The 24,254-nt window shown below is 72.8% G+C and carries 22 protein-coding genes; 9 read left to right on the forward strand and 13 right to left on the reverse strand.

The window, feature by feature from the left end:
* Positions 1 to 301: 301 nt before the first annotated feature.
* Positions 302 to 418 carry a cell envelope biogenesis protein OmpA gene (locus ADK55_RS37485; protein WP_107089114.1) on the reverse strand — a complete coding sequence of 39 codons (117 nt, stop codon included), beginning with the start codon at positions 416 to 418 and terminating at the stop codon, positions 302 to 304.
* 154 nt (positions 419 to 572) lie between these two features.
* On the opposite strand from ADK55_RS37485, the gene ADK55_RS06880 reads away from it, so the two are divergent.
* From ADK55_RS06880 to ADK55_RS06890, 3 genes are all read left to right on the forward strand, one after another.
* On the forward strand, positions 573 to 1,292 hold the full coding sequence (locus ADK55_RS06880) for a GNAT family N-acetyltransferase (RefSeq protein WP_053676569.1): 720 nt from the start codon (positions 573 to 575) through the stop codon (positions 1,290 to 1,292).
* Between the two features lie 426 nt (positions 1,293 to 1,718).
* Positions 1,719 to 2,012 carry a WhiB family transcriptional regulator gene (locus tag ADK55_RS06885; RefSeq protein ID WP_053676570.1) on the forward strand — a complete coding sequence of 98 codons (294 nt, stop codon included), beginning with the start codon at positions 1,719 to 1,721 and terminating at the stop codon, positions 2,010 to 2,012.
* Positions 2,013 to 2,266: 254 nt separating this feature from the next.
* Positions 2,267 to 2,758 carry a hypothetical protein gene (locus ADK55_RS06890; protein ID WP_053676571.1) on the forward strand — a complete coding sequence of 164 codons (492 nt, stop codon included), beginning with the start codon at positions 2,267 to 2,269 and terminating at the stop codon, positions 2,756 to 2,758.
* A gap of 70 nt (positions 2,759 to 2,828) precedes the next feature.
* On the opposite strand, the gene ADK55_RS06895 is transcribed toward ADK55_RS06890, so the two are convergent.
* Both ADK55_RS06895 and ADK55_RS06900 read right to left on the reverse strand, forming a co-directional pair.
* Positions 2,829 to 3,284: an Lrp/AsnC family transcriptional regulator gene (locus ADK55_RS06895; RefSeq protein ID WP_007262967.1), complete on the reverse strand. Its 456-nt coding sequence runs from the start codon at positions 3,282 to 3,284 to the stop codon at positions 2,829 to 2,831.
* Positions 3,285 to 3,294: 10 nt separating this feature from the next.
* A complete protein-coding gene (locus tag ADK55_RS06900) occupies positions 3,295 to 4,749 on the reverse strand; it encodes an amino acid permease (protein ID WP_053676572.1) in 1,455 nt (484 codons plus the stop codon).
* A 444-nt stretch (positions 4,750 to 5,193) separates the two neighbouring features.
* On the opposite strand from ADK55_RS06900, the gene ADK55_RS06905 reads away from it, so the two are divergent.
* The 6 genes from ADK55_RS06905 to ADK55_RS06930 all read left to right on the forward strand — a co-directional run bounded on the left by ADK55_RS06905 (position 5,194) and on the right by ADK55_RS06930 (position 11,848).
* Positions 5,194 to 6,210: a GDSL-type esterase/lipase family protein gene (locus tag ADK55_RS06905; RefSeq protein WP_053676667.1), complete on the forward strand. Its 1,017-nt coding sequence runs from the start codon at positions 5,194 to 5,196 to the stop codon at positions 6,208 to 6,210.
* Positions 6,211 to 6,327: 117 nt separating this feature from the next.
* The gene (locus ADK55_RS06910) at positions 6,328 to 7,311 is read left to right on the forward strand and encodes an SCO0930 family lipoprotein (protein ID WP_053676668.1); all 984 of its coding nucleotides are present in this window, start codon (positions 6,328 to 6,330) and stop codon (positions 7,309 to 7,311) included.
* A 99-nt stretch (positions 7,312 to 7,410) separates the two neighbouring features.
* Positions 7,411 to 8,259: a LytR/AlgR family response regulator transcription factor gene (locus tag ADK55_RS06915; RefSeq protein ID WP_053676573.1), complete on the forward strand. Its 849-nt coding sequence runs from the start codon at positions 7,411 to 7,413 to the stop codon at positions 8,257 to 8,259.
* 154 nt (positions 8,260 to 8,413) lie between these two features.
* Positions 8,414 to 8,689: a hypothetical protein gene (locus ADK55_RS06920; protein WP_053676574.1), complete on the forward strand. Its 276-nt coding sequence runs from the start codon at positions 8,414 to 8,416 to the stop codon at positions 8,687 to 8,689.
* Between the two features lie 169 nt (positions 8,690 to 8,858).
* Complete coding sequence (locus tag ADK55_RS06925) at positions 8,859 to 10,589, forward strand: cation acetate symporter (RefSeq protein WP_053676575.1); 1,731 nt, start codon at positions 8,859 to 8,861, stop codon at positions 10,587 to 10,589.
* Positions 10,586 to 11,848 carry a sensor histidine kinase gene (locus ADK55_RS06930; RefSeq protein WP_053676576.1) on the forward strand — a complete coding sequence of 421 codons (1,263 nt, stop codon included), beginning with the start codon at positions 10,586 to 10,588 and terminating at the stop codon, positions 11,846 to 11,848. Before ADK55_RS06925 ends, ADK55_RS06930 begins: the two co-directional genes overlap by 4 nt.
* 39 nt (positions 11,849 to 11,887) lie before the next feature.
* Here the strand turns inward: ADK55_RS06930 and hemC are convergent, their stop codons facing one another.
* The 10 genes from hemC to ADK55_RS06980 form a co-directional block, all read right to left on the reverse strand.
* Complete coding sequence (gene hemC / locus ADK55_RS06935; RefSeq protein WP_053676577.1) at positions 11,888 to 12,817, reverse strand: hydroxymethylbilane synthase; 930 nt, start codon at positions 12,815 to 12,817, stop codon at positions 11,888 to 11,890.
* 191 nt (positions 12,818 to 13,008) lie between these two features.
* The gene (locus ADK55_RS06940) at positions 13,009 to 14,451 is read right to left on the reverse strand and encodes a GuaB1 family IMP dehydrogenase-related protein (RefSeq protein ID WP_053676578.1); all 1,443 of its coding nucleotides are present in this window, start codon (positions 14,449 to 14,451) and stop codon (positions 13,009 to 13,011) included.
* 145 nt (positions 14,452 to 14,596) lie between these two features.
* Positions 14,597 to 15,808 carry an XdhC family protein gene (locus ADK55_RS06945; RefSeq protein ID WP_053676579.1) on the reverse strand — a complete coding sequence of 404 codons (1,212 nt, stop codon included), beginning with the start codon at positions 15,806 to 15,808 and terminating at the stop codon, positions 14,597 to 14,599.
* Positions 15,808 to 17,097, reverse strand: a complete 1,290-nt coding sequence (locus ADK55_RS06950) for a transposase (protein ID WP_078998581.1) — start codon at positions 17,095 to 17,097, stop codon at positions 15,808 to 15,810. Before ADK55_RS06950 ends, ADK55_RS06945 begins: the two co-directional genes overlap by 1 nt.
* A gap of 72 nt (positions 17,098 to 17,169) precedes the next feature.
* On the reverse strand, positions 17,170 to 17,817 hold the full coding sequence (locus tag ADK55_RS06955; RefSeq protein WP_053676581.1) for a TMEM175 family protein: 648 nt from the start codon (positions 17,815 to 17,817) through the stop codon (positions 17,170 to 17,172).
* 82 nt (positions 17,818 to 17,899) lie between these two features.
* Positions 17,900 to 18,241, reverse strand: a complete 342-nt coding sequence (locus ADK55_RS06960) for a nuclear transport factor 2 family protein (protein ID WP_053676582.1) — start codon at positions 18,239 to 18,241, stop codon at positions 17,900 to 17,902.
* Between the two features lie 13 nt (positions 18,242 to 18,254).
* Entirely contained in the window at positions 18,255 to 19,748 is a 1,494-nt protein-coding gene (locus tag ADK55_RS06965; RefSeq protein WP_053676583.1) for an ATP-binding protein, read from the reverse strand.
* A complete protein-coding gene (locus tag ADK55_RS06970) occupies positions 19,745 to 21,001 on the reverse strand; it encodes an MFS transporter (protein ID WP_053676584.1) in 1,257 nt (418 codons plus the stop codon). Before ADK55_RS06970 ends, ADK55_RS06965 begins: the two co-directional genes overlap by 4 nt.
* A 29-nt stretch (positions 21,002 to 21,030) precedes the next feature.
* The gene (locus tag ADK55_RS38360) at positions 21,031 to 21,852 is read right to left on the reverse strand and encodes an FAD binding domain-containing protein (protein WP_053676585.1); all 822 of its coding nucleotides are present in this window, start codon (positions 21,850 to 21,852) and stop codon (positions 21,031 to 21,033) included.
* A complete protein-coding gene (locus ADK55_RS06980; RefSeq protein ID WP_053676586.1) occupies positions 21,849 to 24,254 on the reverse strand; it encodes a xanthine dehydrogenase family protein molybdopterin-binding subunit in 2,406 nt (801 codons plus the stop codon). Before ADK55_RS06980 ends, ADK55_RS38360 begins: the two co-directional genes overlap by 4 nt.

A 24,254-nucleotide genomic window follows, 5' to 3' on the forward strand; every position in this document is an offset into this window, starting at 1 on the left:
GCCGGGGCGGGGGCGGGGCGGGGCGGGGTGATCTGGAGCCTAGCTCTCCCCGGTCGTCGGTACCGGGGCCCCCGGGGCCGCGGGGGGGGGCGTCGGTGAGCGGTGCCCGGGCCAGGGGGCCCCGGGGCCGGGCAGGACGAGGCGCGGCGGGTGGGGAAGGGGACGCCGCGGCGCGAGCGGCCCGGCCGTGCCGGGGCACGGGAAGGTGCCCCGGCCGCCGCCCGCACGCGTCGGCGCGGGGGCGTGGCGAGACCACGGGTCGGCGGGGCCTGATCGGCCGGGCCGGGAGGTGGGGAGGGCTTCAGGCGTGCGCGGCGAAGGCGCTGCAGACGCGGAGCAGGTCGATGTGCAGGCGTCGGGTCAGCCACGAGCGGCGCAGGGGACGCGTCCCCGCCTCGGGTGTCCGGGCCATCTCCACCGATCTCGTCCTGTCCTCGGGGCATAAACCCGCCCGTCGCGGGCGCTGACGATCCTGACCGTCCCCCGCAGTCTCACGGCGTCGCGCGAGGCCGTCAAGAAGTCGGTCACGAACCGACGACCCCGCGTATTCGACGGAAGGATCCCCGCACCTCATGTCCCCCGACACGGACACCGCCACACATCCTCTCGACAACCCGGTCTGGGCGGCGCTGAGCGGCCCGCACCGCGACTTCGCGGTGCCCGGTGGGCGCGCCGCCCGCTACCGGACGGACGCGAACCCCTTCGCCGCCCTGGACGACCCGGACGACCCCCGCGCCTGGGAGGACCTCGCGGCGCTCGTGGGTCCCGGCACGGAGGTCTGGTTGACGGGGTTGCCGACGCCGCCCGCCGGCTGGGAGACGGTGTTGGCCGTACCGGGCGTGCAGCTCGACGGCAGCGCGGTGCCCGGCGAGCCGGCGCCCGAGGCGGTGCGGCTGGGGGCGGCCGACGTCCCCGAGATGCTGGAGCTGGTCCGGCTGACCGAGCCGGGGCCCTTCCTGTCGCGCACCGTCGAGCTGGGCACGTACCTCGGGATCCGGCACGAGGGCCGGCTGGTGGCGATGGCCGGGGAGCGGATGCGGCCGCCGGGCTGGACGGAGATCAGCGCGGTGTGCACGCACCCCGAGCACCGGGGGAAGGGCCTGGCGGCGCGGCTGATCCGGGCGGTGGCCGCCGGCATCCGCGAGCGCGGGGACGTTCCCTTCCTGCACGCCGCCGCGAGCAATGTGAACGCCATCCGCCTGTACACGTCGATGGGCTTCGTGCTGCGCCGCGAGCCGGTGTTCATCGGGGTGCGGACCCCGGGCGCCCCGGGCGACGAAAAGAAGGCTTAACACGGGGTTCATTGAGTGAGCGTGTCCGGCGCCTTAGGTTCGGGGTGGGTAGCGATGAACAGGGGGGTGGCGGTGGACACGCAGTGTGCGGGCGCCCATCCCACCCCCCGGCTCGCTCCGACGAGGTCGGTCCGCCGGCACTCCCGGACCCGCGTCGGCGCGCGGCGGGCCTGCGCCCCGCCGCGCCGTTCCTGAGCAACTCCCAGGCGTCCGGCCCCGATCGGGCCCGGCGACGCCCAACGCCCCTTCCTGAGCGGGGAGTCGGCGTTTCCCCGCGTGCCCGCGCCCCCACCCCGCGGTCCCTCGCGCCGCCCGCTTCGACGGGTGGGCAGGCGGGCCGGGATTCCCTTGCGGGCGTGGATGTTTCAGGGGGCACGGAGCGGTCACACGCGGGGGAACCCACGTACCCCTCGGAAAGGAACTCCCATGACCGACGTCTCCCGCCTGCCGGGTTCCGCCCCCGACAACTGGCAGTGGCAATCCCGGGCGGCGTGCCGGGACCTGGGGTCCGCCCGGTTCTTCCATCCCGCCGGTGAGCGTGGCGAGGACCGCGAGGACCGGGACGAGGCCGCCAAGCGGATCTGCGCCGGATGTCCGGTGCGCACGGCCTGCCTCGAACACGCGCTGCGCACCCGTGAGGCCTTCGGGGTCTGGGGCGGCCTGACCGAGGAGGAGCGGCACGCCCTCCTGGGCGGTCGTCGCGCCCCGGCCCATGTGTAGAAGAGCGTCCGGCCCGCGCGCGAGCGGGACGGGCGGCGACGGGTCGGACGTGTGAATGCGTCCGGCCCGTTTCGCTGCCCCGGTCCGGCACCCCTTGCGGCACCCCCGGCCGGGTGCGGGCCGTGGGTCGGCGAGAGCGGGCGGCGCCGTTGCCGCCGGGATAAAATTGACCGGCTGTGCGCATCGGCCGCGCGATGGCGCATCGGCCGCGTGACGAGGTTCTGTCGACCGGGGGTCCCACGAGAGGAACACCCATGAAGCGACGCTTTCGTCTGACCGTGCTCACCCCGCTGGCGACCGGCGCCCTCGCCGTCGGTTCCCTGGTGATCTCCTCGGGCGGCGCCGGGGCGGCCGCGCCGACGGCCACCTGTTCCACGTCGGCCACCCGGCCGGGCGGAACGGTGTCCGTGTCCGGCAGCGGGTTCGCGCCGGGGCCCGCGGTCCTGTCCTCGCCGACCGCCCAGGGCGGCCGGTTCGAGGTGGGTCCCGACGGCGCCTTCACCCTTCCGAAACGGCAGAGCGGTGCCTACACCGTCTCCCAGGGCGGCCGGGACACCAAGTGCGGTGGCCCGGACGAGGCGGACGCGCACGCCCGGGCGGGCGGCGACCCGTACAAGGCCGGTGTCGTCGCCGGGTGGGACGCGGTCAAGGGGAGCTGCGACGCGACCGCGCCGCCGTCGGCGAACCGGCAGTTCTCGAACGGTTGGACGAAGGGCGCGGCCGTGGCGCGCCAGGCGTACTGCTGAACGCCCCGGTCCGTCGCACGCCCCCGGACAGCCGAAACGCCCCGGTCCGTGGACCGGGGCGTTTCGGCGGCTACGCGGGTGCGCCGGAGGTGAAGCGGCGCAGCAGCGGGGAGAGGACCAGGACCGATTTGGTGCGTTCCACGAAGGGCTCGCCCGCGATCCGTTCCAGTACGCGTTCGAAGTGCCTCATGTCGGAGGCGAAGACCTGGACGAGGGCGTCCGCGTCACCGGTGACGGTGGACGCGGACACGACCTCGGGGTACCGCTCCAACCCTCGCCGGATGTCGTCCGGCGAGGTGTTGTGGCGACAGTAGATCTCGATGAAGCCCTCGGTCTCCCAGCCCATGGCGGCGGGGTCGACCCGGACGGTGAAGCCGGTGATGGCTCCCTCGGCACGCAGCCGGTCCACGCGCCGTTTGACGGCGGGGGCCGAGAGTCCGACCTCGGAGCCGATGTCCGCGTAGGAACGTCGGGCGTCCTCGGCGAGGGCGTGCACGATGCGTTCGTCGAGATCGTTCAGTCGCACTGCGGGTGGATCACTTCTCTGCTGTGGCCAGTCGGGAGCGGCGAATGCCGTACAGGAAGTAGAACACGAGACCCGCTGCCATCCAGCCACCGAAAACGATCCACGTGACGGTGTCCAGGCTGAACATCATGTAGCCGCAGGCGAGGAAACCGAGGATGGGCGTGATCGGGAAGAGCGCCACCTTGAAGGTGCGCGGCATGTCGGGCTTGGTGCGGCGCAGGATGATGACGGCGACGTTGACCAGGCCGAAGGCGAAGAGGGTGCCGATGCTGGTGGCGTCGGCGAGCTTGCCGAGGGGGATGAAGGACGCGAGGATCCCGCAGAAGAGGGAAACGATCACGACGTTGGCGCGGGGGGCGCCGGTCTTCGGGTTGACCTTGGCGAAGACCTTGGGGACGAGACCGTCGCGGGACATGGCGAAGAGGATGCGGGTCTGGCCGTAGAGCACGGCGAAGACCACGGAGGCGATGGCGACGACGGCGCCCGCGGCGAGGACGACTCCCCAGAAGGTGTGACCGGAGACGTCGGTCATGATCTGCGCCAGGGCGGCCTCGGTGCCCTCGAAGTCCTGCCACGGCATGGCGCCGACGGCGACGAAGGCGACGAGGACGTAGAGCACGGTGACGATGCCCAGCGAGAGCATGATCGCGCGGGGCAGGTCGCGCTTGGGGTCCTTGGCCTCCTCACCCGCGGTGGAGGCGGCGTCGAAGCCGATGTACGAGAAGAACAGCGTGGAGGCGGCGGCGCTGATGCCGGTGATGCCGAGCGGGGCGAGCGGGGTGTAGTTGCCGGCCTTGATGCCCATGAAGCCGATGCCGATGAAGAGCAGCAGCGTGACGATCTTCACGCCCACCATGATCGAGTTGATCCGGGCGCTCTCCTTGGCGCCGCCCATCAGGAAGACCATGGCGAGCAGGACCACGATCAGCGCGGGCAGGTTGATGAAGCCGCCCTCGCCCAGCGGGGCGGATATCGCCTCGGGGATGGTGACGCCGATGGTGCCGTCGAGGAGTTCGTTGAGGTACTCGCCCCAGCCGACGGCGACCGCCGCGACGGACACGCCGTACTCCAGGACCAGGCACCAGCCGCAGACCCAGGCGACGAGCTCGCCCATGGTGGCGTACGAGTAGGAGTACGAGGAGCCGGAGACCGGCACGGATCCGGCCAGCTCCGCGTAGGAGAGCGCGGAGAACAGGGCGGTCAGGCCCGCGATGACGAAGGAGATCGTGACGGCGGGGCCGGCCTTGGGGGCCGCCGTGCCGAGGACGACGAAGATGCCGGTGCCGAGGGTGGCGCCGATGCTGATCATCGTCAGCTGCCACATGGTGAGCGAGCGGCGCAGCGAGCCGCCCTCGCCCTGGCCGCCCTCGGCGACCAGCTGCTCGACCGGCTTGCGGCGCAGCAAAGGATGGGCAGGCTTGCGGGGCTCTGAGGTGAGCGGTGGCGCCTGGCCGGTTTCGAGCACGAGGGGACTCCTTTGACACTGCGGGTGGGGATTCAGGCATCGACCGCAGCGATCCGGAGCAGGAGCAGGCGGGCAGGAGCCAGCCTGGGCATGGGGGACCGCGAGCAGGCGGTCCACGCCACTCCACGTACAGCGAGTGAGCCTACGAGCTGAGTGATACCGCCCGTAATGCACCATCCTTGCACATTGGCGCACGATCGTTGCGCGGATCTGTCCTGGATGGTCCTTTGTTGCGCGCGGACGATCGATCACTGCGCGACCCCCCTCCAGGCCTCCCCGACGACGCTTCCTTGACACTTCGTCAGATCTGCCGCACGGTGCCGCCAGGACGGTGCCGCCGCCCTCACGGGTGTTCCCGCACGTGACGGGGCAGACGGGGGTGGTCGACCGCGGGGTCGGCGCGCGAGGTTCCCGTACCCGACAATCGGAGGCGAACGAGTGAGCGTGGCGAGACCACTGACGGCGGACGACGGGTGGTTGGACCCCGGGCCCTTCCTGCGCGGTGTCGCCTGGCTGGACGAGGGTCGGCCCGTGCGCGCCGACCCGGCGGACACCATGCGGCTGCCCTGGGACACCGGCGAGCGGGCCGCCCTGCCCATCGGGGTGCGGTTGGAGTTCACCACCGAGTCGGCGCACGCGCTGGAGATCCGCTACCGGGCGACCGTGCCCGGCCCCACCGACGCGCTGCGCGACCTCGCGCACGGCTTCGCGCTGTGGAACCGGCACGGCATGCTCACCGAGGTCTTCACCGAGCCGGCCGCGGAGGCCGTCGTACGCGTCGGCATCACCGGCGGGCGCGGACCGTACACCGTCCATCCGCCCGAGGCCCAGTCCCCCGTGATCCTCGGGGTGCGCGGCATCGGCGGCCCGATCTCGCCCGCCCCGACGACCCCGCGCTGGGTGGTGCACGGCGACTCGATCACCGAGGGCTGGTGGTCCACCCGCCCCGCGCACGGCTGGCCCGCCGTCGCCGGCCGGTCGCTGGGCTGGGACACCGTCAACCTCGGCTACGCGGGCGCCGCGTGCGGGGAACTCGCCACCGCCGAACAGCTCGCGGGGCTTCCCGCCGACGTGCTCACCCTGGCCTTCGGCACCAACTGCTGGTCCCGGGCGCCCTTCACCCCGGCGATGCTGTACGAGACCACGCGCGCCTTCCTCGACCTGGTCCGGCAGGGCCACCCGAGCACCCCGCTGCTGCTCCTGTCCCCCGTACTGCGCCCCGACGCCGAGCGCACGCCGAACAAGCTGGGCGCCACCCTGGGCGCCCTGCGCGACGCCATGGAGCGCGCCACCCGCGAGCGGATGGCCGCCGGGGACGCCCGACTGGCGCTGCTGCCCGGGCGGGACCTGCTGGGACCCCAGCACCTCGCGGACGGACTGCACCCGAACGACAACGGACACCAGGTTCTCGGCCTCGCTGTGTGCACGGCTCTGCGGCGGTCCGGGTTCGACGCGGGATAGGTGAAAGACGACACACCTCTCGCGCTGAACGGTTCGCTCCCCCGACGACGTGTCCTGCACAAGTTGCCGACGATCCGGCGACGGACTCGGCAGTCATCACACGTGGGAGAGATCAAGATGGGCTTCAAGCGCGGAACCACCCTGGCCGTCGTCGCAGTCGCAGTCGCCCTTTCGGCCACGGCCTGCGGCGGAGCCGACAAGGCGGGCGGCAACACCCAGCCGGCCGGGGCCGTGGCTCCCGCGGCCGACCCCTACGGCGCCGGCGCCGGCGCGGACCCCGCGGCCGCCGCCGAGGCCAAGCCCGCCGGTCAACTGACCGTCGCCGAGAACGACAAGCTCGGCTCCGTGCTCACCGACGGCGCCGGCTTCACCCTGTACCGCTTCGACAAGGACACCCCGAAGCCGCCGAAGTCGAACTGCGAGGGCGCCTGCGCGAACACGTGGCCGATCGTCCCCGCCGGGGACGTCACGGCCGCCGCGGGCGTGGACCCGGCGCTGCTGGGCGAGGTGGAGCGCGCCGACGGCAGCAAGCAACTGACGGTGGCGGGCTGGCCGATGTACCGGTACAGCAAGGACACCAAGGCCGGTGAGACCAACGGCCAGGGCGTCGGCGGCACGTGGTTCGCCTCCGCCCCCGACGGCAAGAAGGCGGCCAAGGGGGCCGCGGCGGCGCCCGCCCCCGCCGCTCCGGAAGGCGCGGGGGCGGCGCCCGCCGCTCCGGAAGGCGCGGGCGAGGCGGCCGGCGCGCTGACCATCGCCAAGGACCCGAAGCTCGGCGAGCACATCGTCGACGGCAACGGCATGACCGTCTACCGGTTCAAGAAGGACAGCGCCTGGCCCATGAAGTCCAACTGCGAGGGCGCCTGCGCGGAGAAGTGGCCGGCGGTCGCCCCGGTCGACAAGGCCAACGCCAAGGGCATCATCGAGAAGGGCTACACGGTCCTGAACCGCCCCGACGGCAAGAAGCAGCAGTCGATCGACTGCTGGCCCATCTACACCTTCAGCGGTGACAAGAAGGCCGGCGACACCAACGGCCAGGGCGTCGGCGGCACCTGGTACGCCGTCTCCCCCCAGGGCAAGCTCATCACCATCGCCAAGTAGGCACCACGGACCATCCTGAACGCGCGACCCCCGCCCCCTCCCCCCGGCGGGGGTCGCGCCCCGTTCCGCCCCGGCGGAGCGGAACCTAGACTCGGCCCCATGCTGCGCGCACTGGCCGTCGACGACGAGAGACCCCTGCTGGAGGAACTCCTCTACCTGCTGCGCTCCGACCCGAGGGTGCGCAGCGCCGAGGGCGCCTCGGACGCCACCGAGGCACTGCGCCGGATCACCCGGGCGCTGGAGAGCGGCCCGGACGGCCCGGACGGCATCGACGTGGTCTTCCTCGACATCCACATGGCCGGGCTGACCGGCCTGGACATCGCCCGACTGCTCGCCGGGTTCGCGCGACCGCCGCTGATCGTGTTCGTCACCGCCCACGAGGGCTTCGCCGTCCAGGCCTTCGACCTCAAGGCGGTCGACTACGTGCTGAAGCCGGTGCGTCCCGAGCGGCTGGCCGAGGCCGTCCGCCGGGTCGGCGCCCAGCTCGGCCGGGCGCAGGAGCCGCCTGCGGCGGACCTCCCGACCCCCGCGACCGGGACGGACGGCGCCGCGCCGCCGCTGGCGGCGCCTGGGGCGGGCCGCACACCGCCGGAGGTCGTCGTGGCCGACCGCGCGCCGGACCAGATCGCCGTCGAACTGGGCGGGGTCACCCGCTTCGTGGCGATCTCCGACATCGTCCACGTGGAGGCCCAGGGCGACTACGCCCGCCTGCACACCGACGAGGGCAGCCACCTGGTGCGGATCCCGCTGTCCACGCTGGAGGAACGCTGGGCGGCCCGCGGCTTCGTCCGGATCCATCGCCGGCACCTGGTGGCGCTGCGCCGGATCGACGAACTGCGCCTGGACGGCGGCGCCACGACCGTCCGGGTCGGCTCGGCGGAACTCCAGGTCAGTCGACGCCACGCACGCGAACTCCGCGACCTCCTGATGCGCCAGGCCACCGGCTGACCTCCGGACCGCCGACCGTCCGGCGCGCCGTTCGTCGCGCCGGGGAGGGCGTACGGCGATGCCCGGGGCCCGTCGGTCGCACCGGTCGCCTCGGCGGCCCCCGCGCCGGCCGGCCGCGCGTATCGTGGATCTTCCGGCGTGGGAGGAGCAGCGGTTGTCCGAGATCGAGGCGCTGTTGGACACGCTGACCGGACTGCCCCGGACCCGGCCCGCCGGGCCGGCCGAGGCCGAGATCCTGCTGGCGCGGCTGCGCAGCGCGGCCGCCCGTTGGGCGGACCTGTTGTACGAGGCCCACGACGGCACCCGCCGGCAGTTGCCGCCGCGCGCGGAGGCCGCCCTGATGCAGGCCTTCCGGCGCGCGGAGGAGTCGTACGTGGAGCTGGAGATCGCCCTGCGCGACTGCGCGGACCACCGCGACCCGGCCCACTGAAGGCCCCCTCCCGGTGCACCCCGACCCGCGCCGCACGGGGAGGGCGCCGACGCGGCGGTGCGCATCCCTCGCGGAGGTGCCGGAACGCGCCTGTTCGCCGGTGCGGGGCGCTGCATAGACTCCGAAAGTCCCCGCCGCCCACCGCATCTCCCCGTCGAAGGACCGCCCGGTGAACCAGACGTACGCGCTGACCGCGGTCACCGTCGTCGTCCTGGTCACGGTGCTCGTCGGCGCGCTGGGCCTGCGGATATCCCGGACCACCTCCGATTTCTACGTCGCCTCCCGCACCGTGGGTCCCCGCCTGAACGCGGCGGCCATCAGCGGGGAGTACCTCTCCGCCGCCTCGTTCCTCGGCATCGCGGGGCTGGTGCTGCTCCAGGGGCCGCGGATGCTCTGGTATCCGGTCGGGTACACCGCCGGTTACCTGGTGTTGCTCGTGCTGGTGGCGGCCCCGTTGCGGCGCTCGGGGGCGTACACGCTGCCCGACTTCGCCGAGGCCCGGTTGGAGTCGCAGGTGGTGCGGCGGATCGCCGTGCTGTTCGTTCTCGGGGTCGGCTGGCTCTACCTGCTGCCCCAGTTGCAGGGTGCCGGGCTGACGCTGGAGATCCTCACCGGGGCACCGACCTGGGTCGGCGGGCTGGTCGTGGCCGGTGTGGTGACGGCGGCGGTGGGGGCCGGCGGGATGCGCAGCATCACCTTCGTCCAGGCGTTCCAGTACTGGCTCAAACTCACCGCCCTGCTGGTGCCGGCCTTCTTCCTGATCGCTGCCTGGGCCGGGGACGGGGCCCCGCGCGCGGGCTTCGACGCGCCGGCGGTCTTCCGTGAGCACACCGCCGTGACGGTGGGCGAGGATCTGCGGATCGCGTTGGACGAGCCGTTGGCCGTGACGGTGACCGGTCGGGTGGACGGGCGCGCCGTCGAGGGCGAGTCGCTGGTCCTGGCCGCCGGGCAGCACTCGGTACGGTCCGGCACCCGACTGGAGTTCGCGCCGGACAGCCGGGTGCCCGACGCCCGCGCGGAGTCCGGCCCGGGCCCGGCCGGCTGGTCGGAGCCGCTGTCCGGGGAGCGGCGGGGACAGCAGCTGTACGCCACGTACGGGCTGATCCTGGCGACCTTCCTCGGCACGATGGGCCTGCCGCACGTCGCGGTGCGGTTCTACACCAGCCCGGACGGGCGCACCGCCCGGCGCACCACCCTGGTGGTGCTGGGGCTGGTCGGGGTCTTCTACCTGCTGCCGCCGGTCTACGGGACCCTGGGCCGGATCTACACGCCCGAGCTGGCGTTGACGGGCGACGCCGACGCCGCGGTGCTGGTGCTGCCGGCGCGGATGGTGGGCGGGCTGCCCGGCGAGCTGCTGGGGGCGTTGTTGGCCGGGGGCGCGTTCGCGGCGTTCCTGTCGACGGCCTCGGGGCTGACCATGGCGGTGGCCGGGGTGCTGCACCAGGACGTGCTGCCCAGGCGCGGGGTGCGCAGCTTCCGGCTCGCGGTGGTGGTCGCGATGCTGGTGCCGCTGGTGGGCGCGGTGGCGGCGACGGCGGTACCGGTGGCGGACGCGGTGGGCCTGGCTTTCGCGGTGTCCGCGTCCTCCTTCTGCCCCCTGTTGGTACTGGGCATCTGGTGGCGCGGGCTGACCCCGCCGGGGGCGGTGGCCGGGCTGATCGCCGGGGGCGGGGCGGCGCTGGGCGCGGTGGTCGCGACCCGCGGCGGGTTGGCGGCGCCGGGCTGGGCGCACACCCTGCTGGCCTGGCCGGCGGTGTGGTCGGTGCCGCTGGGCTTCCTGACGATGGTGGTGGTGTCGCTGGGTACGAGGTCCCGGATCCCGGCGGGTACCGCGGCGACGCTGGCCCGGCTGCACCTGCCGGAGGACGTGGCCGGGCACCGGGCCGGGGACGCGCGGTGACGGGCACCCTGGGCGCGGTGGCGCTCGCGGCTCCGGCCCTGGCGGGCGCGGCGCTGCTGCTGGCGTCGGGTTGGGCCGGGGGGCGGTGGCACGCGCGGCGCGGCGACCGGGCGTCGGGGCTCGACCTCGGCACTCCCGTCGAGCGGGCCACCTTCCACACGCTGCACACCGCTTCGCTGGCCGCTCCCCCGCTGCGGGCCGGCCTGACCGAGGACGCCGCCCGCAAGGCCGCGAGGCGGCTGCGGTCGCTGCTCGGCACGGAGGCGCTGTGTCTGACCGACCGGGAGGCGGTGTTGGCCTGGGACGGTCCGGGCGCCGATCACCACGAGCGGCGGGCGATGGCCCGGGTGACGGCGATGCTGGAGTCGGGGCGGAGCGTGAGCCTGCGCACCGACTGCCGGCAGCCGGGTTGTCCGCTGAAGTGGGCGGTGTTCGCTCCGCTGACCGGCGAGGACGGGATGTCGGGCGCGCTCGTCGCGTACGGCTCGCGGGAGTCCGCGGTGCTGGTGCGGGCCGCGACGGAGGTCGCGCGCTGGGTTTCGGTCCAGCTGGAGCTGTCGGAGCTGGACCGGTCGCGCACCCGGCTGATGGAGGCGGAGATCAAGGCGTTGCGGGCGCAGATCTCCCCGCACTTCATCTTCAACTCCCTGGCCGCCATCGCCTCGTTCGTCCGGACCGATCCGGAGCGCGCGCGGGACCTGCTGCTGGAGTTCGCGGACTTCACCCGCTACTCGTTCCGTCGGCACGGCGACTTCACCACGCTGGCCGAGGAGTTGCGTTCCATCGAGCAGTACCTGGCCCTGGCGGGGGCCCGGTTCGGCGACCGGTTGAAGGTGACGCTGCGGGTGGCTCCGGAGGTGCTGCCGGTGGCGCTGCCCTTCCTGTGTCTGCAACCGCTGGTGGAGAACGCGGTCAAGCACGGGCTGGAGGACTCCACCGAGGAGTGTCGGATCACCATCGCGGCCCGGGACGAGGGCTCGGAGGCCGTACTGACCATCGAGGACAACGGGGTCGGGATGGATCCGGCGCTGCTGCGGCGCATCCTGGCCGGGGAGCGGACCGGCTCCTCCTCGGGCGTCGGCCTGCCGAACGTCGACGAGCGGATGCGGCAGGTGTACGGGGACGAGTACGGGCTCGTCATCGAGACCGGCGTGGGCGCCGGCATGAAGATCACCGTGCGGATCCCCAAGTACCGGGCGGGTGTGCACTCGTCGGCGCCCGGTGAACCCGGTCCGCCGCCGGGCCGGCACCGGCACTGACCCGCCTCCGGCGGCTCCGACTCGGGCGCGGCGCGACCGTCAGAGGGCGGCGCGTACCGCGTCGAGGATCTCCCGGGCGCCCTCGTCGATCAGTTCACCGGCCAGGGCGGCGCCGATCTTCTCGGGCGCGTCCGCGGGTCCGCTGAGGGTTCCCGACACCCTGCGGCGGCCGTCGAGGGAGGTGACCTGGGCGTGGAGGGTGAGGGTGCCGTCGGGTGCGGTGCGCCCGTGGGCTCCCACGGGAACGCTGCACCCGCCGTGCAGTTCCGCGAGCAGGGCGCGCTCCGCGCGCACCTGGGCCTCGGTGTCGGGGTCGCCGACGATGGAGAGGATCTCGCGCAGCGCGTCGGACTCCTCGCGGACCTGGATGCCGAGCGCGCCTTGTCCGGGCGACGGGGGAAAGTCCCGGAGCGGGAGGAACTCCCCCACGGCGTCGGCCAGTCCGAGCCGGTGCAGACCGGCGGCCGCGAGGACCACCGCGTCGAGCCCCTCCGTCTGGATCTTGCGGAGCCTCGGCGGCACGTTCCCTCGGATCGGCACGACGTCGAGGTCGGGTCGGACGGCGAGGAGTTGGGCCTTGCGCCGGGCGGACCCGGTGCCCACGCGGGCCCCCTCGCGCAGTCCGGCGAGCGTGGATCCGCAGAGCGCGTCGCGCACGTCCTCGCGGACCGGTGGCGCGAGCAGTGTCAGGCCGGCCGGGTTCTCGGTGGGCAGGTCCTTGAGCGAGTGCACGACGACGTCCACGTCGCCGCGGACGAGCGCCGCCTCCTGTTCGCTGCTGAACGCCGAGCCGCCGCTGACGGCCGAGACATCGGCCAGGAGCGAGCGACGGTCCCGGTCCCCGCCTTCGAGGATCACCCGGTGGGTGAACGCCACGTCGGGGAACCGTTCGCGCAGCGGGGCGAGGAACTCGCGGACCTGGGTCCTGGCCAGATTGCTCGCGCGCGAGCCGACGAGATACGTGGTCACAGAAGAGCCTCTCGGATCCTGACGGGGTGTCACCAGGCTACGAGGGGCGGGGCGGTGGTGATGCAGACAGCGGGTCGGGAAGGTCACAGCGACTCCCGTCGCCCCGGGCCGCACGGACGCCCGCGGCCCCGGGCCGCCCGGAGGGGGCGGGCCCGGGGCCGCGGAAAGGACGCGCCGGTCGGGCGGGTGGGCTAGCTCCAGCTGGCGTGCAGCGGCTTGCCCTCGGCGTAGCCGGCGGCGGACTGGATGCCGACCACGGCCTTCTCCTCGAACTCCGCGAGGGAGCCCGCGCCCGCGTAGGTGCAGGAGGAGCGCACGCCCGCGATGATCGAGTCGATCAGGTCCTCGACGCCCGGACGGGTCGGGTCGAGGAACATCCGCGAGGTGGAGATGCCCTCTTCGAAGAGCGCCTTGCGGGCCCGGTCGTAGGCTGACTCCTCGGAGGTGCGGTTGCGCACCGCGCGGGCCGAGGCCATGCCGAAGGACTCCTTGTAGAAGCGACCGTCGGCGGACTGCTGGAGGTCGCCCGGGGACTCGTACGTCCCGGCGAACCAGGAACCGATCATGACGTTCGAGGCGCCGGCGGCCAGCGCCATCGCCACGTCGCGCGGGTGGCGGACGCCGCCGTCGGCCCAGACGTGCTTGCCGTACTTCTTGGCCTCGGCCGCGCACTCCATCACCGCGGAGAACTGCGGGCGGCCCACGCCGGTCATCATGCGGGTGGTGCACATGGCGCCGGGGCCCACACCGACCTTGATGATGTCGGCGCCGGCCTCGATGAGGTCCTTGACGCCCTCGGCGGCGACGATGTTGCCCGCCACGATCGGGACCTGCGGGTCCAGCGCGCGGACGGCCTTGATCGCGTTGATCATCGACTCCTGGTGGCCGTGGGCCGTGTCGATCACGATCGTGTCGACGCCCGCGTCGAGGAGCTGCTTGGCCTTGGCCGCGAAGTCGCCGTTGATGCCGACGGCGGCCGCGATGCGCAGCTTGCCCCGAGCGTCGGTGGCGGGGGTGTACAGGGTCGCGCGCAGGGCGCCCTTGCGGGTCAGGATCCCGACGAGCCTGCCGTCCTTGTCGACGGCCGGGGCCAGCTTGCGGTGGCCCGCGTCGAGCTTGTTGAAGGCCTCGCGCGGGTCGATGTCGGCGTCGATGAGCAGCAGCTCCTTCGACATGACCTCGGAGAGCTGGGTGAAGCGGTCCACGCCGGTGAGGTCGTGGTCGGTGACGACGCCGATCGGGCGGTTGTCGGCGTCGACGACGATGCCGGCGCCGTGGGCCCGCTTGGGCAGCAGGGACAGCGCGTCGGCGACGGTCTGGGTGGGCGCCAGGGTGATCGGGGTGTCGAGCACGTGGTGGCGGGTCTTCACCCAGGAGATGACGTCGGTGACGACGTCGATGGGGATGTCCTGCGGGATGACGACGATGCCGCCGCGGCGGGCGACGGTCTCGGCCATCCGGCGTCCCGCGATGGCGGTCATGTTCGCCACGACGAGCGGAATGGTGGTGCCGGTGCCGTCGGGCGAGGACAGGTCCACGGCCTGGCGGGAGCCGACCGCGGAGCGGCTCGGCACCATGAACACATCGTCGTACGTCAGGTCGTACGGCGGCTTCAGGTCATTGAGGAAACGCACGTGCTGAACATCCCAGTCGTTCGGAGGAGCCCGTCATGCCCGGGCGGGGCAGCCGAGGAAACGCACGTACTTCATTCTCCCATGTCCTGCTGTTCGTGCCGCCCGGGTCGATCGTCCAGGACATACCGGGCCGGGTGGTTCTTTCCTACGGGACGTTGGTCCCGAACCGGGCGGGCCGGGGCGTCCGGGCTGGGACTTCGGGACCTGCGATCGGGGACGGCCCGCGGTCCGCCGGGCGCCGGTGGACGGGCCCTCGGCGCTCGGCGAGCGGGAACAGCGATCCGCCGTGCCGGACCGCCGTGAACTCGGCGGCGATGGCCAGGGCGGTCTCCTCGGGCGTTCCCCCGCCGAGGTCCAGGCCGATCGGTGAGCGCAATCGGGCCAGGGCGGCTTCCGTCACCCCCTCCTCCCGCAGTCGTCCGGCCCGCTCGGTGTGGGTGCGCCGGGACCCCATGGCTCCCACGTAGGCCAGGGGCAGCCCGAGGGCCAGGGCGAGCAGCGGGACGTCGAACTTGGCGTCGTGGGTCAGTACGCAGACCGCCGTACGGGCGTCCAGGCGCCCGGCCTCCCATTCCGCGGCGAGGTGCCGGTGCGGCCAGTCGACGATCACCTCGTCGGCGTCCGGGAAGCGGGCCCGCGTGGTGAAGACGGGCCGGGCGTCGCAGACGGTGACCCGGTGCCCGAGGAAGGCGCCGATCCGCGCCAGGGCGGCGGCGAAGTCGATGGCCCCGTAGACGATCAGCCGGGGTCGTTCGGCGGCCGATTCGACGAGCAGGGTCAGCGGCTCTCCGCACAGCCCGCCGGCCGTCCCGAGCTCCGCGGTGCCGGTCCGCCCGGCCAGCAGGAGGGCCCGGATCCGCCGCGCGGCGCTCTCGTCGAGGGCCGGGGCGCCGCCGAGGCAGCCCTGGTAGGAACCGTCGGCGTGGACGGCCAGCGCCCGACCGAGCTGTTCCGGCGGCCCGGCCACCACCCTGGCCAGCGCGGCCCGCGCACCGCCGACGGCGGCGTCGAGGACCGTGCGCAGGACGGGGCGCACGGGGTCCTGTCCGCGCACCGGGGTGACGAGCACGTCCAGGACTCCACCGCAGGTCAGGCCGCTCGCGAAGGCGTCGTCGTCGCTGTAGCCGAAGCGGTGCACGCCGCCTTCGCCGGAGGTGATCGCGTCGAGGCACAGTGCGTGCACGGCGGATTCCACGCAGCCGCCGGAGAGGGAGCCGAGGGCGGTGCCGGCGGCGTCCACGGCCAGTGAGGCGCCCGGTCCGCGCGGCGCGCTGCCGCTGACGGCGACCACGGTGGCCAGGGCGAACTCCCGCCGCTCGGCACACCACGCGCGTAGTTCCGCGGCGATGTCGAGCATCAGCGGATGTACTCGCGTCTTGTGGTCTGCCCGGGGATGAGGGGGCGCGGCGGCAGTGCGGCGGGAGGCCGGCCGGGGGTCCTCGGCGGCCCCGGGTAGGGCAGGGGGGTGTGCGGTTCGGGGGCCCGGCCGGTGGCGCAGCCGAGCAGCTGTGCGGCGTGGGCGACGCTCGCGAGGGTGGCGTGGTGGTGCCAGCCCCGGAAGGAGCGGCCCTCGAAGTCGCGGATGCCGACGGGTTCGCAGGTCTCGGCGAAGTCCAGGGAGACCCGGTCGGTGAGTTTGGCGAGCAGGAAGAGCTGGGCGAGCGGCCGGTCCCCGATGTTCGTGATCCAGAACTCGGACGGCAGCAGGGCGGCTTCCGTCCAGGCTCCCACGAGCAGCAGTGGGGTGGGCGGGGCCGGCGGCGGCCGGTCCTCGGCGACGCCGGCGAGGATGGCGGCGGAGGTCAGCAGGGTCACCGCCCCCTCGGTGCGGCCGTGCCGGGTCCATTCCACGACGCGCCGCTGGGAGCGCAGCGAGTCGATGAGTTCGCGGGCGGGCGCGGTGTGCGGTCCGGGTTTGTGGCGGCCCGCGCCGCCGAAGGAGACGGGCAGCGACCCGTCGACCTTGAAGACGAACGGGATGTCCTGGAGGGCGAAGGACTCGACGCAGTAGGGCAGTTCGGCGTTGGACACCTCCATCACCACGGGGCGGCGTTGGAGTTGCCAGGTGGCGGCCATGCGCTGGACGGCGTGTACGGCGTCCTGCGCGGGGGTGAGCGAGCGTGCGGTGTCCGGGATGCCCGCCCGTGTGCGGCGCAGCAGTTCACTGGTCCAGGGCCCGGGGAGGGTGAGGGTCCATTCGACGGGGAAGCTTGCTTCGCTGGAGGCGAGCCAGATCCCGCCGGCCTGCTGACAGTTGGCGGTGCGGCCCAGTTGGGGGACGAACTGGCGGCCGACGCCCACGGAGGCGTCGCCGGCCTTCTCGATGACCATGGGCTGGACCACCCAGGCCAGGGGGCGCTGGGCGGTCCGTTCGAGGTGCTGTGCGAGGGACCGTCTGACGGGGGTCCAGTCCCACGGCGATTTGCTGATGAACTGCTGGAGACTTTGTTCGACGGAACTGGCCCCGGTTCCGGCGATGTTACGGATTGTTTTCTTCCCGGTGGTCCGCACCAGTCCATTCAGATAAACGCGGGCCCAGTTTCGCTGGTCCCGCCGGGGTAATGACTCGAAGAAGAGCGAGATCAGTACGTCGATCAAATCGGAGATTTCCTTCGTGGAATCCTCCGGCAGGACTACGCGAGCCATCTGGGCCTCCCCCGCGACCAGCTAGATCCAATACCCTACTTGACCGCGAAGAACGGCCGTAGGCCGAGACGGCTACTTCCTGAGGTCGCCGGCGGTTTCGAGCCGCTCTTCCTCTACCACGAGCGGGATGGGGATCTGGTTCGCCGCGTAGTAGAGCGCGATCAGGAAGTGTGCGACAAGAGTGAGTGGTGCGGAGTAGAACGACAAGAGCACTGTGAGGGGATACGCGATCGCGCCGAGGCCGAACCGCATCCGGGTCGCCCGCGCGCCCTCCTTGTCCACGCGTTCGTGGAACAGGTGGCCGACCCGTGTGACATACCACCAGAAGGCCAGGAAGGCCAAGGCGTAGAGCACGGTGATGGAACTGTAGAGGACCGCTGCGGCGTTGGCCGAACCGCCTTCCTCGACGAGGTGTTCGGCGAGCACGGTGGTGGTGTAGGGGATCACCGACACCACCATCAGCACCAGGAGGTTCAGGAACAACAGCGGTCGGTCGACGCGCTTGAGGTGACTGAAGATCGTGTGGTGGTTGACCCACATGACGCCGATGATCAGGAAACTCACCACGTATGCGGCGTAGTGCGGCCACTGCTCCCCGACACCGTGCCAGAAGTCGCTTCCGGTTTCCTCCGGAACCTTTAGTTCCAGAACAAGGATCGTGATGACGATGGCGAATACGCCGTCACTGAATGCCTCGACCCGCGCGGTTTCGCGTTCCATGACCTCCCCTTTGCCATTCGGTCGAACATGCGGAGAGGGCGCCGTCGCGCCCTCCCCGCACACGCTACCCAGATATTCGGGTTCAGCCGCCGAATCCGGCGGTCTGGCGCCAGATCCGGCCATCGCGGACCACGAGTGTCCCGAAAGCGTGCTCCGGTTCGCCGTCGAGGTTCATGATCGCCCGGTAGAAGATGGTGTCCTCGGTCTCGATGTACTCCTGGAGTTCGACCAGGGTGGGCTTGAGGGTGAGATAGCCGGTGAGCGCCTCCCGAACGGCCTCGATGCCCACCGCGGTCGCCTCGAAGCGCAACAGGGCCGCGTCGTCGGTGTAGTTCTTCATCACCGCTTCGATGTCCAGGGCGGCAAGCGCCTCCATCTGGCGGACGAAGACCGGGTGCAGTGTGGCGATGTCGTACTTGGGCATGTTCGACTCCGTTTCAACTGGTGAGGTTCCGCGCGGCGGTTGGTGCCGGCGGCGTGGCGAGCGGCAGCCGGACGACCATCCGGGTCTCGCCGACGCGGGAGCGGGCCGCGATCGACCCGTGGTGGCGCTGGGTCACGATCCGGTAGCTGAGGTGCAGCCCCAGGCCCGTGCCCTTGCCCACGTCCTTGGTGGTGTAGAAGGGTTCGAAGATCCGCGGCAGGACGTCCTCGGGGATGCCCCGGCCGGTGTCGATGATCTCCACGACCATGCAGACGCCCTCGGCGAAGGCGCGCAGCGTGAGCGTGCCCGCGCCGTCCATGGCCTCGGCGGCGTTGTCGACCAGGTTGGTCCATACCTGGTTCAACTCTCCTGGATAGCCCGTCAGTTCGGGCAGTCCCTCGCCGTACGCGCGCACGATGGTGATGCCGGCGAGCTTGGCGCGCAGCACGACCAGCGTGTTCTCCAGTCCCTCGGTCACCGCGAAGCGCTGCTCGGGGGCCCGGTCGAGATTGGCGTAGTCGCGGGTCGCCGCCACGAGTTGGGAGATCCGCGGACCGGCCGCCCGCAGCTCGGCGGCCAGCGACCGGATCTCCAGCAGCGCCGCCAGATGGTCCAGGGCGGCGGGCAGGGCGGGCTCGCCGATCCCCTCCAGTCGTGACCACAACCAGGCCCGCCCCACTCCGAGGTCGGAGACCCCTGACCCGAGCAGACCCGGCCGTTCGGCGCCGGCGTCCTCGGCCCAGTCGGCGATCTCCTCCTCGTCGTCGGCCTGGGCCAGGGGGTCGCTGGTCTCCGGCGGCGGCAGTTTGTCCAGTTCCTCGGCCAGTCGGTCGAGGACGGCGCGCTCGGCTCCGTCGGCGGCGGCGCCCCAGGCGTGGGCGGTGAGGGTCAGCCGTTCCAGGGCGGGGGCCAGTTCCTGCGCGGCCCGGGCCACGGCGGCGGCCGGGTTGTTCAGTTCGTGCGCGAGTCCCGCGGCGAGGGTGCCGAGCGCCTCCACCGTGGCCCGTTTGCGGGCCTGTACCTCGGAGGACTTGATCCGCCAGGCCAGCACGGGGATGAGTACGGCGGCCACCCCGTGGCAGCGGGTCAGCATCTCGAAGAAGACCGCCTTCGGGTAGCCGACGACGGTGGTCGCCGGTCCGCTCGCGGCGGCGGTCGCCACGTACGAGCCGTCCGTCAGCAGCGGCAGTTCCCCGGTGAACCGGTGCGCGGCGGTGGGCTTGCCGTCGTGTCCCTCGGCGGCCGCGCTCTCCTCCTCGGTGGAGTGTCGGGTGAGCACCTCCTCCCGCCCGTCGACCACCTTGGTGACGACCAGCCCGCCGGCGAGCAGGACGTGGAAGCACGTGGCCTCGTCGCCGTCGCGGAAGAGGATCTGCCCGTCGGCGAGGACGCGGGGTTCGGAGACCGACACCAGCCAGTCGAGTTGCTCCCCGGTGAGTCCTTCGAAGATCTCCAGTTCGTGCAGGGCCGATCGCAGTTCCGCGGTGTTCCACGGTCCGGTGTTCACGGTGTGCTCCCCTCGGCCCTGACGCGGGCGGACAGCCGCAGGGTGACGATCAGGGCCAGGGCGCACACCCCGGCGACGGCGGCCATGAAGCCGACCGAGGTGCGGTGCAGTCCGTGGATGTTGGTCAGCATTCCGGCGAGGACCGCCGGGACGCTCATGGCGAGGTACGCGAAGACGTAGACGGCGGCGGTCAGTTCGCCCCGGTGTGCGGGGTCCGCCAGGGCGCTGAGCGCCCGGAAGGAGCCGAGGAAGGCCGCGCCCCAGCCGCAGCCGAGGACGGCCGTGGCGACGAGGAACACCGGCGCCGAACCGAGACCCAGCGCCAGCAGGACCAGGGCCAGCCCGGCGAGGAGTCCGCACAGTCCCAGCACGGCGGTGCGCAGCGCCTCGGTGCGGCCGAGGAGCAGTTGGGCGCCGGTGGCGGCGCCCGCGAGCAGGGCCACGGTGGCTCCGCCGACGAGGTAGTTGGTGCTCCGGAGCAGGGACAGGGCGAGGTGCGGCCCGAGCGAGAGGTAGAAGCCGCCGACGGACCAGACGGCCACGATGGTCAGGACGAGCACGGCGAACCGGCCGCGGGAGGCGGCCGGCACCCGGATCCGGTGCGGGACCACGCGGAACCGCCCACCGGCCCCGGGAGCGCTCTCACGCATCCGGACCACGCCCGCCAGCGTGACGGCGAACGCGCCGATCAGCAGGAGGTAGCTCAGCACGGTCGGGGCGGGCGCGTACTGGACGAGCAGCCCGGCCCCGAGCCCGCCGAGTCCGATGCCCACGGTCGGTCCCGCGCTGTTGACCTGGGCGCCGAGCGCCGGCCGCGAGGGCGGGGTGAGTTCCAGCAGGGCGGCGCCCATGGCGCCGGTGGCCAGGCCCACGGCCAGGCCCTGCACGGCGCGGGCGGCGAGCAGCAGCGCCAGTCCCTGGGCCCCGGCGAACAGGGCCATGGAGACGATCGCCAGGATCAGTGCGGCGCCGAGCACGGGGCGCCGTCCGAGGGTGTCGGACAGCGAACCGAACAGCAGGAGTCCGCCGAGCACGGTGACGGCGTACAGGGCGAAGACCACCGTGATGGTGCCGGAGGACAGGCCCCACCGCTGCTGGTAGAGCACGTAGAGGGCGGAGGGAACGGAGGAGGAGAGCATCAGCAGGACGAGGATCGCGCCCACCACGCGGAAGCCGGGGCCCGTTGTCGCTCGGGCGGGCGGGCCGGTCGGCTGCACGATGTCCCCCGCGGTCGTCTCGGTCGGTTCGGCCACTGCGTCAACTCCCCCGTGGTGTGCGGTGGTCAGGCGAGTGCCTGGGCCCTCGCCAGGGCGCGGGCGGTGAGCACTCCCGCGAGGTGGCCGAGGTACTCGGCCGAGGTGCCGCGTCCCGGGACGAACAGCTCCCGGGGTTCGGCCCGGAACGCCGCGAGGACGGTGTCCGCGGTGTACGGGCCTTCGCGCAGCCGTTCCTCGACGCCGCGCGGGCGCAGGGCGCGGGCGGTGGCCCCGGTGACCGCGATCCGCGGCCCGTCCGGGGTGATCCGTACGGCGACGGCGCACAGCGGGTAGCGGGTGGCGCGGTCCGGGGCCTTCTCGAAGGCGGCGGCCCGCCCGCCGGGCGGGAGCAGCAGTGCGGTGATCACCGCGCCGTCGGGCACCCCGGAGACGGCGAGCCGCTCGGCGGGGAGGGTGGAGCGGCCCGCGGGCCCGGCGAGTTCGACGACGGCGCCCGCGGCGATGGCGGCGACCGGCAGGTCGGTGGCGCGTCCGCCGGCGGCCAGGTTCCCGCCGGCGGTCCCCAGGTTGCGGACCTGGGGGTCGCCGTTGGCGCGTGCGGCGGCCGCCAGCTCGGGTGCCTCGGCCGACACCAGCGGGTGCGCGGCCAGTTCGGCGAGCGTGGTCAGCGCTCCGATGCGCAGCCCGTCGGCGGTGCGTGCGATGCCCCGGAGTTCCTCCAGGTGCCGTACGTCGACCAGCAGCCGGGCCCGGTCGGCGCCGGAGCGCAGGTCGGGCAGCAGGCTCTGGCCGCCGGCGAGGACCCGGGCGCCCGGGGCGCCGGCGAGCAGGGTCAGGGCCTCGTCGAGGGCGACGGGCCGTACGTAGTCGAATTCGGTGAGGATCACCGGGCTTCCCCTCTCAGGCGGCGCCAGACCTTCTCGGGGGTGACGGGCATGTCGATGTGGATGACGCCCAGGTCGGAGAGCGCGTCGACGACGGCGTTGACCACGGCCGCGGCGGGCGGGACCGTGGCGATCTCGCCGGCCCCCTTGGCTCCGAGCGGGTTGTGCGGGGACGGGGTGGTGGTCTTGTCGAGGGAGAAGAACGGCGCGTCGAAGGCCCTCGGCAGGGCGTAGTGGCCCAGGTCGGAGCTGAGGAGCAGGCCGTTCTCGTCGTACTCGGCGTGTTCCATCAGGGCCTGGCCGAGCCCGTGCACGATGCTGCCCTCGATCTGGCCGAGCACCACCTTCGGGTTCCCGATGTTGCCGGCGTCGTCGACGGCGGTGTAGGCCACGACCTCGGTCTCGCCGGTCAGTTCGTCGATCTCGACGACGGCGACGTGCGTGCCGAAGGGGTAGTTGAAGTCCGGCGGGTCGAAGTGGGTGGTCTCGTCGAGGGCCGGCTCGATTTCCGGGGGCAGTCCCCAGCCGTACCACATGGCCATCGCCAGTTCGGCGAAGGTCTTGGTGTTCTCCTCGTTGCCCTCTTCGTACACCTTGCCGCCCGCGTAGACGACCTTCTCCTCCGGTACGCCGAGGAAGACCGCGCCGGCCTTGACCAGCTTGCTCTTGATCTTCCGGGCGGTGAGCGCGATGGCGGGCGCGGCCATGCTGTAGGAACGGGACCCGTAGGTGCCCTGCCCGTAGGGGGCCTTGAGGGTGTCGCCCTCGTAGACCTGGACGGTGTCCGGGTCTATGCCGAGTTCGTCGGCGGCGACCTGCGCGAAGACGGTGCCGTGGCTCTGGCCGGTGGAGGCGGAGCCGACGGTGACGGTGACCTCGCCGGTCGGGTGGACGCGGATGTTCGCGCTCTCCCAGGTGCCGCCGAGCATGCCCTCCTTGGACATCCGGGTGGACGGCCCGACCCCGCAGACCGCGACGTACGAGGCGATGCCGACGCCGAGGCGCTTGCCGCGGGCGCGGGCCTCGGTCTTGCGGGCGGGCATGTCGGCGTAGCCGGACAGTTCGATGGCCCGGTCGAAGTTCAGCCGGTAGTCCCCGGAGTCGTAGGTCCAGCCGAGCCCGTTGTCGTACGGGAACTTCTCCTTCGGCACCAGGTTCTTGCGGCGGACGGCCACCGGGTCCATGCCGATCTCGGACGCGTACCGGTCGACGAGGCGTTCCATCAGGAAGGCCGCCTCGGCGCGCCCGCTGCCGCGTTGGGCGCCGAGCGGGACGGTGTTGGTGAAGGCCGCGTAGACCTCGCAGAAGGCCGCGTCGATGTCGTACATGCCGCTGATGGAGCGGCCCATCAGGGCGGTGGCGACGCCGGGGCCGATGGTGGAGGGGTACGCGCCCAGGTTGGCGTGGCTGGTGGCCCGCACGGCGGTGATCCGGCCGTCGCGGGTGCCGGCGAGGGTCACGTGCTGGCGGTGGTCGCGGCCCTGGACGGTGGAGTTCATCAGCCCGGTGCGGGTGTCCACCCATTTCACGGGCCGGCCCAGCGCTTTGGAGAGCAGCAGGACGAGCGGCATGTCGGGGTACAGGTAGCCCTTGGTGCCGAAGCTGCCGCCGACGGTCGGGGCGACGACGCGGAGCTTGTTGAACGGGATGCCGAGGACCAGCGCGGCGAGCAGGAAGCGGTGGTTGTGCGGGCCCTGGGTGGAGGCGTACAGGGTGTACTCGCCGGTGGCGGGGTCGTAGTCGCCTACCGCGCCGCGGGGCTCGATGGGGCTGTTGATGGTGCGCTGGTTGACCAGGTCCAGTTCGACGGTGACCTCGGCCGCGGCGATGGCCGCGTCGGTGCGGTCCTTGTCGCCGCAGGTCCAGTACGCGTTCAGGTTCCCGGGGACGGCCTCGTGCAGTTGGGGCGCGCCCTCCCGGAGGGCCTCGTCGGCCCGGGTGACCACGGGCAGCGGCTCGTACTCCACGTCGATCGCGGCCAGTGCGGCGGCGGCCTGGCGCGGGGTCTCGGCGACGACCGCGGCGATCGGGTCGCCGACGTGCCGGACGGCGTCGCCGGTCAGTACCGGGCGGGCGCCGGGAAGTCCGTAGGGGTGGGGCGGGAAGTGGCTCTCCACCCCGCCGGGTATCCAGATGCAGGGCAGCGGCATCACGTCGGTGAAGTCGGCGGCCGTGGCCACCTTCAGGACGCCCGGGAGCTGCTCCGCGGCCTTGGTGTCGATCGAGAGGATCCGGGCGTGGGCCACCGGACTGCCGAGGATGGCCATGTGGGCCGTTCCGGGCAGGTCGATGTCGGCCACGTACTTGGCCTCGCCGCGCAGGAGGTGCGGGTCCTCGCGGCTGTCCAACGGCCGACCGAGCACTCCCTGTCCCTGAAGGACGCTCTCCCCCGTCGCTGCGGTCAT

The organism is Streptomyces sp. WM4235, assembly GCF_001279725.1.
Lineage (GTDB): Bacteria > Actinomycetota > Actinomycetes > Streptomycetales > Streptomycetaceae > Streptomyces.

Coding starts and splice junctions, on each gene's coding strand:
- ADK55_RS06880 (WP_053676569.1), top strand. CDS start 573: ATGTCCCCCGACACGGACACCGCCACACATCCTCTCGACAACCCGGTC.
- ADK55_RS06885 (WP_053676570.1), top strand. CDS start 1,719: ATGACCGACGTCTCCCGCCTGCCGGGTTCCGCCCCCGACAACTGGCAG.
- ADK55_RS06890 (WP_053676571.1), top strand. CDS start 2,267: ATGAAGCGACGCTTTCGTCTGACCGTGCTCACCCCGCTGGCGACCGGC.
- ADK55_RS06910 (WP_053676668.1), top strand. CDS start 6,328: ATGGGCTTCAAGCGCGGAACCACCCTGGCCGTCGTCGCAGTCGCAGTC.
- ADK55_RS06915 (WP_053676573.1), top strand. CDS start 7,411: ATGCTGCGCGCACTGGCCGTCGACGACGAGAGACCCCTGCTGGAGGAA.
- ADK55_RS06945 (WP_053676579.1), bottom strand. CDS start 15,808: ATGCTCGACATCGCCGCGGAACTACGCGCGTGGTGTGCCGAGCGGCGG.
- ADK55_RS06950 (WP_078998581.1), bottom strand. CDS start 17,097: ATGGCTCGCGTAGTCCTGCCGGAGGATTCCACGAAGGAAATCTCCGAT.
- ADK55_RS06955 (WP_053676581.1), bottom strand. CDS start 17,817: ATGGAACGCGAAACCGCGCGGGTCGAGGCATTCAGTGACGGCGTATTC.
- ADK55_RS06960 (WP_053676582.1), bottom strand. CDS start 18,241: ATGCCCAAGTACGACATCGCCACACTGCACCCGGTCTTCGTCCGCCAG.
- ADK55_RS06980 (WP_053676586.1), bottom strand. CDS start 24,254: ATGACCGCAGCGACGGGGGAGAGCGTCCTTCAGGGACAGGGAGTGCTC.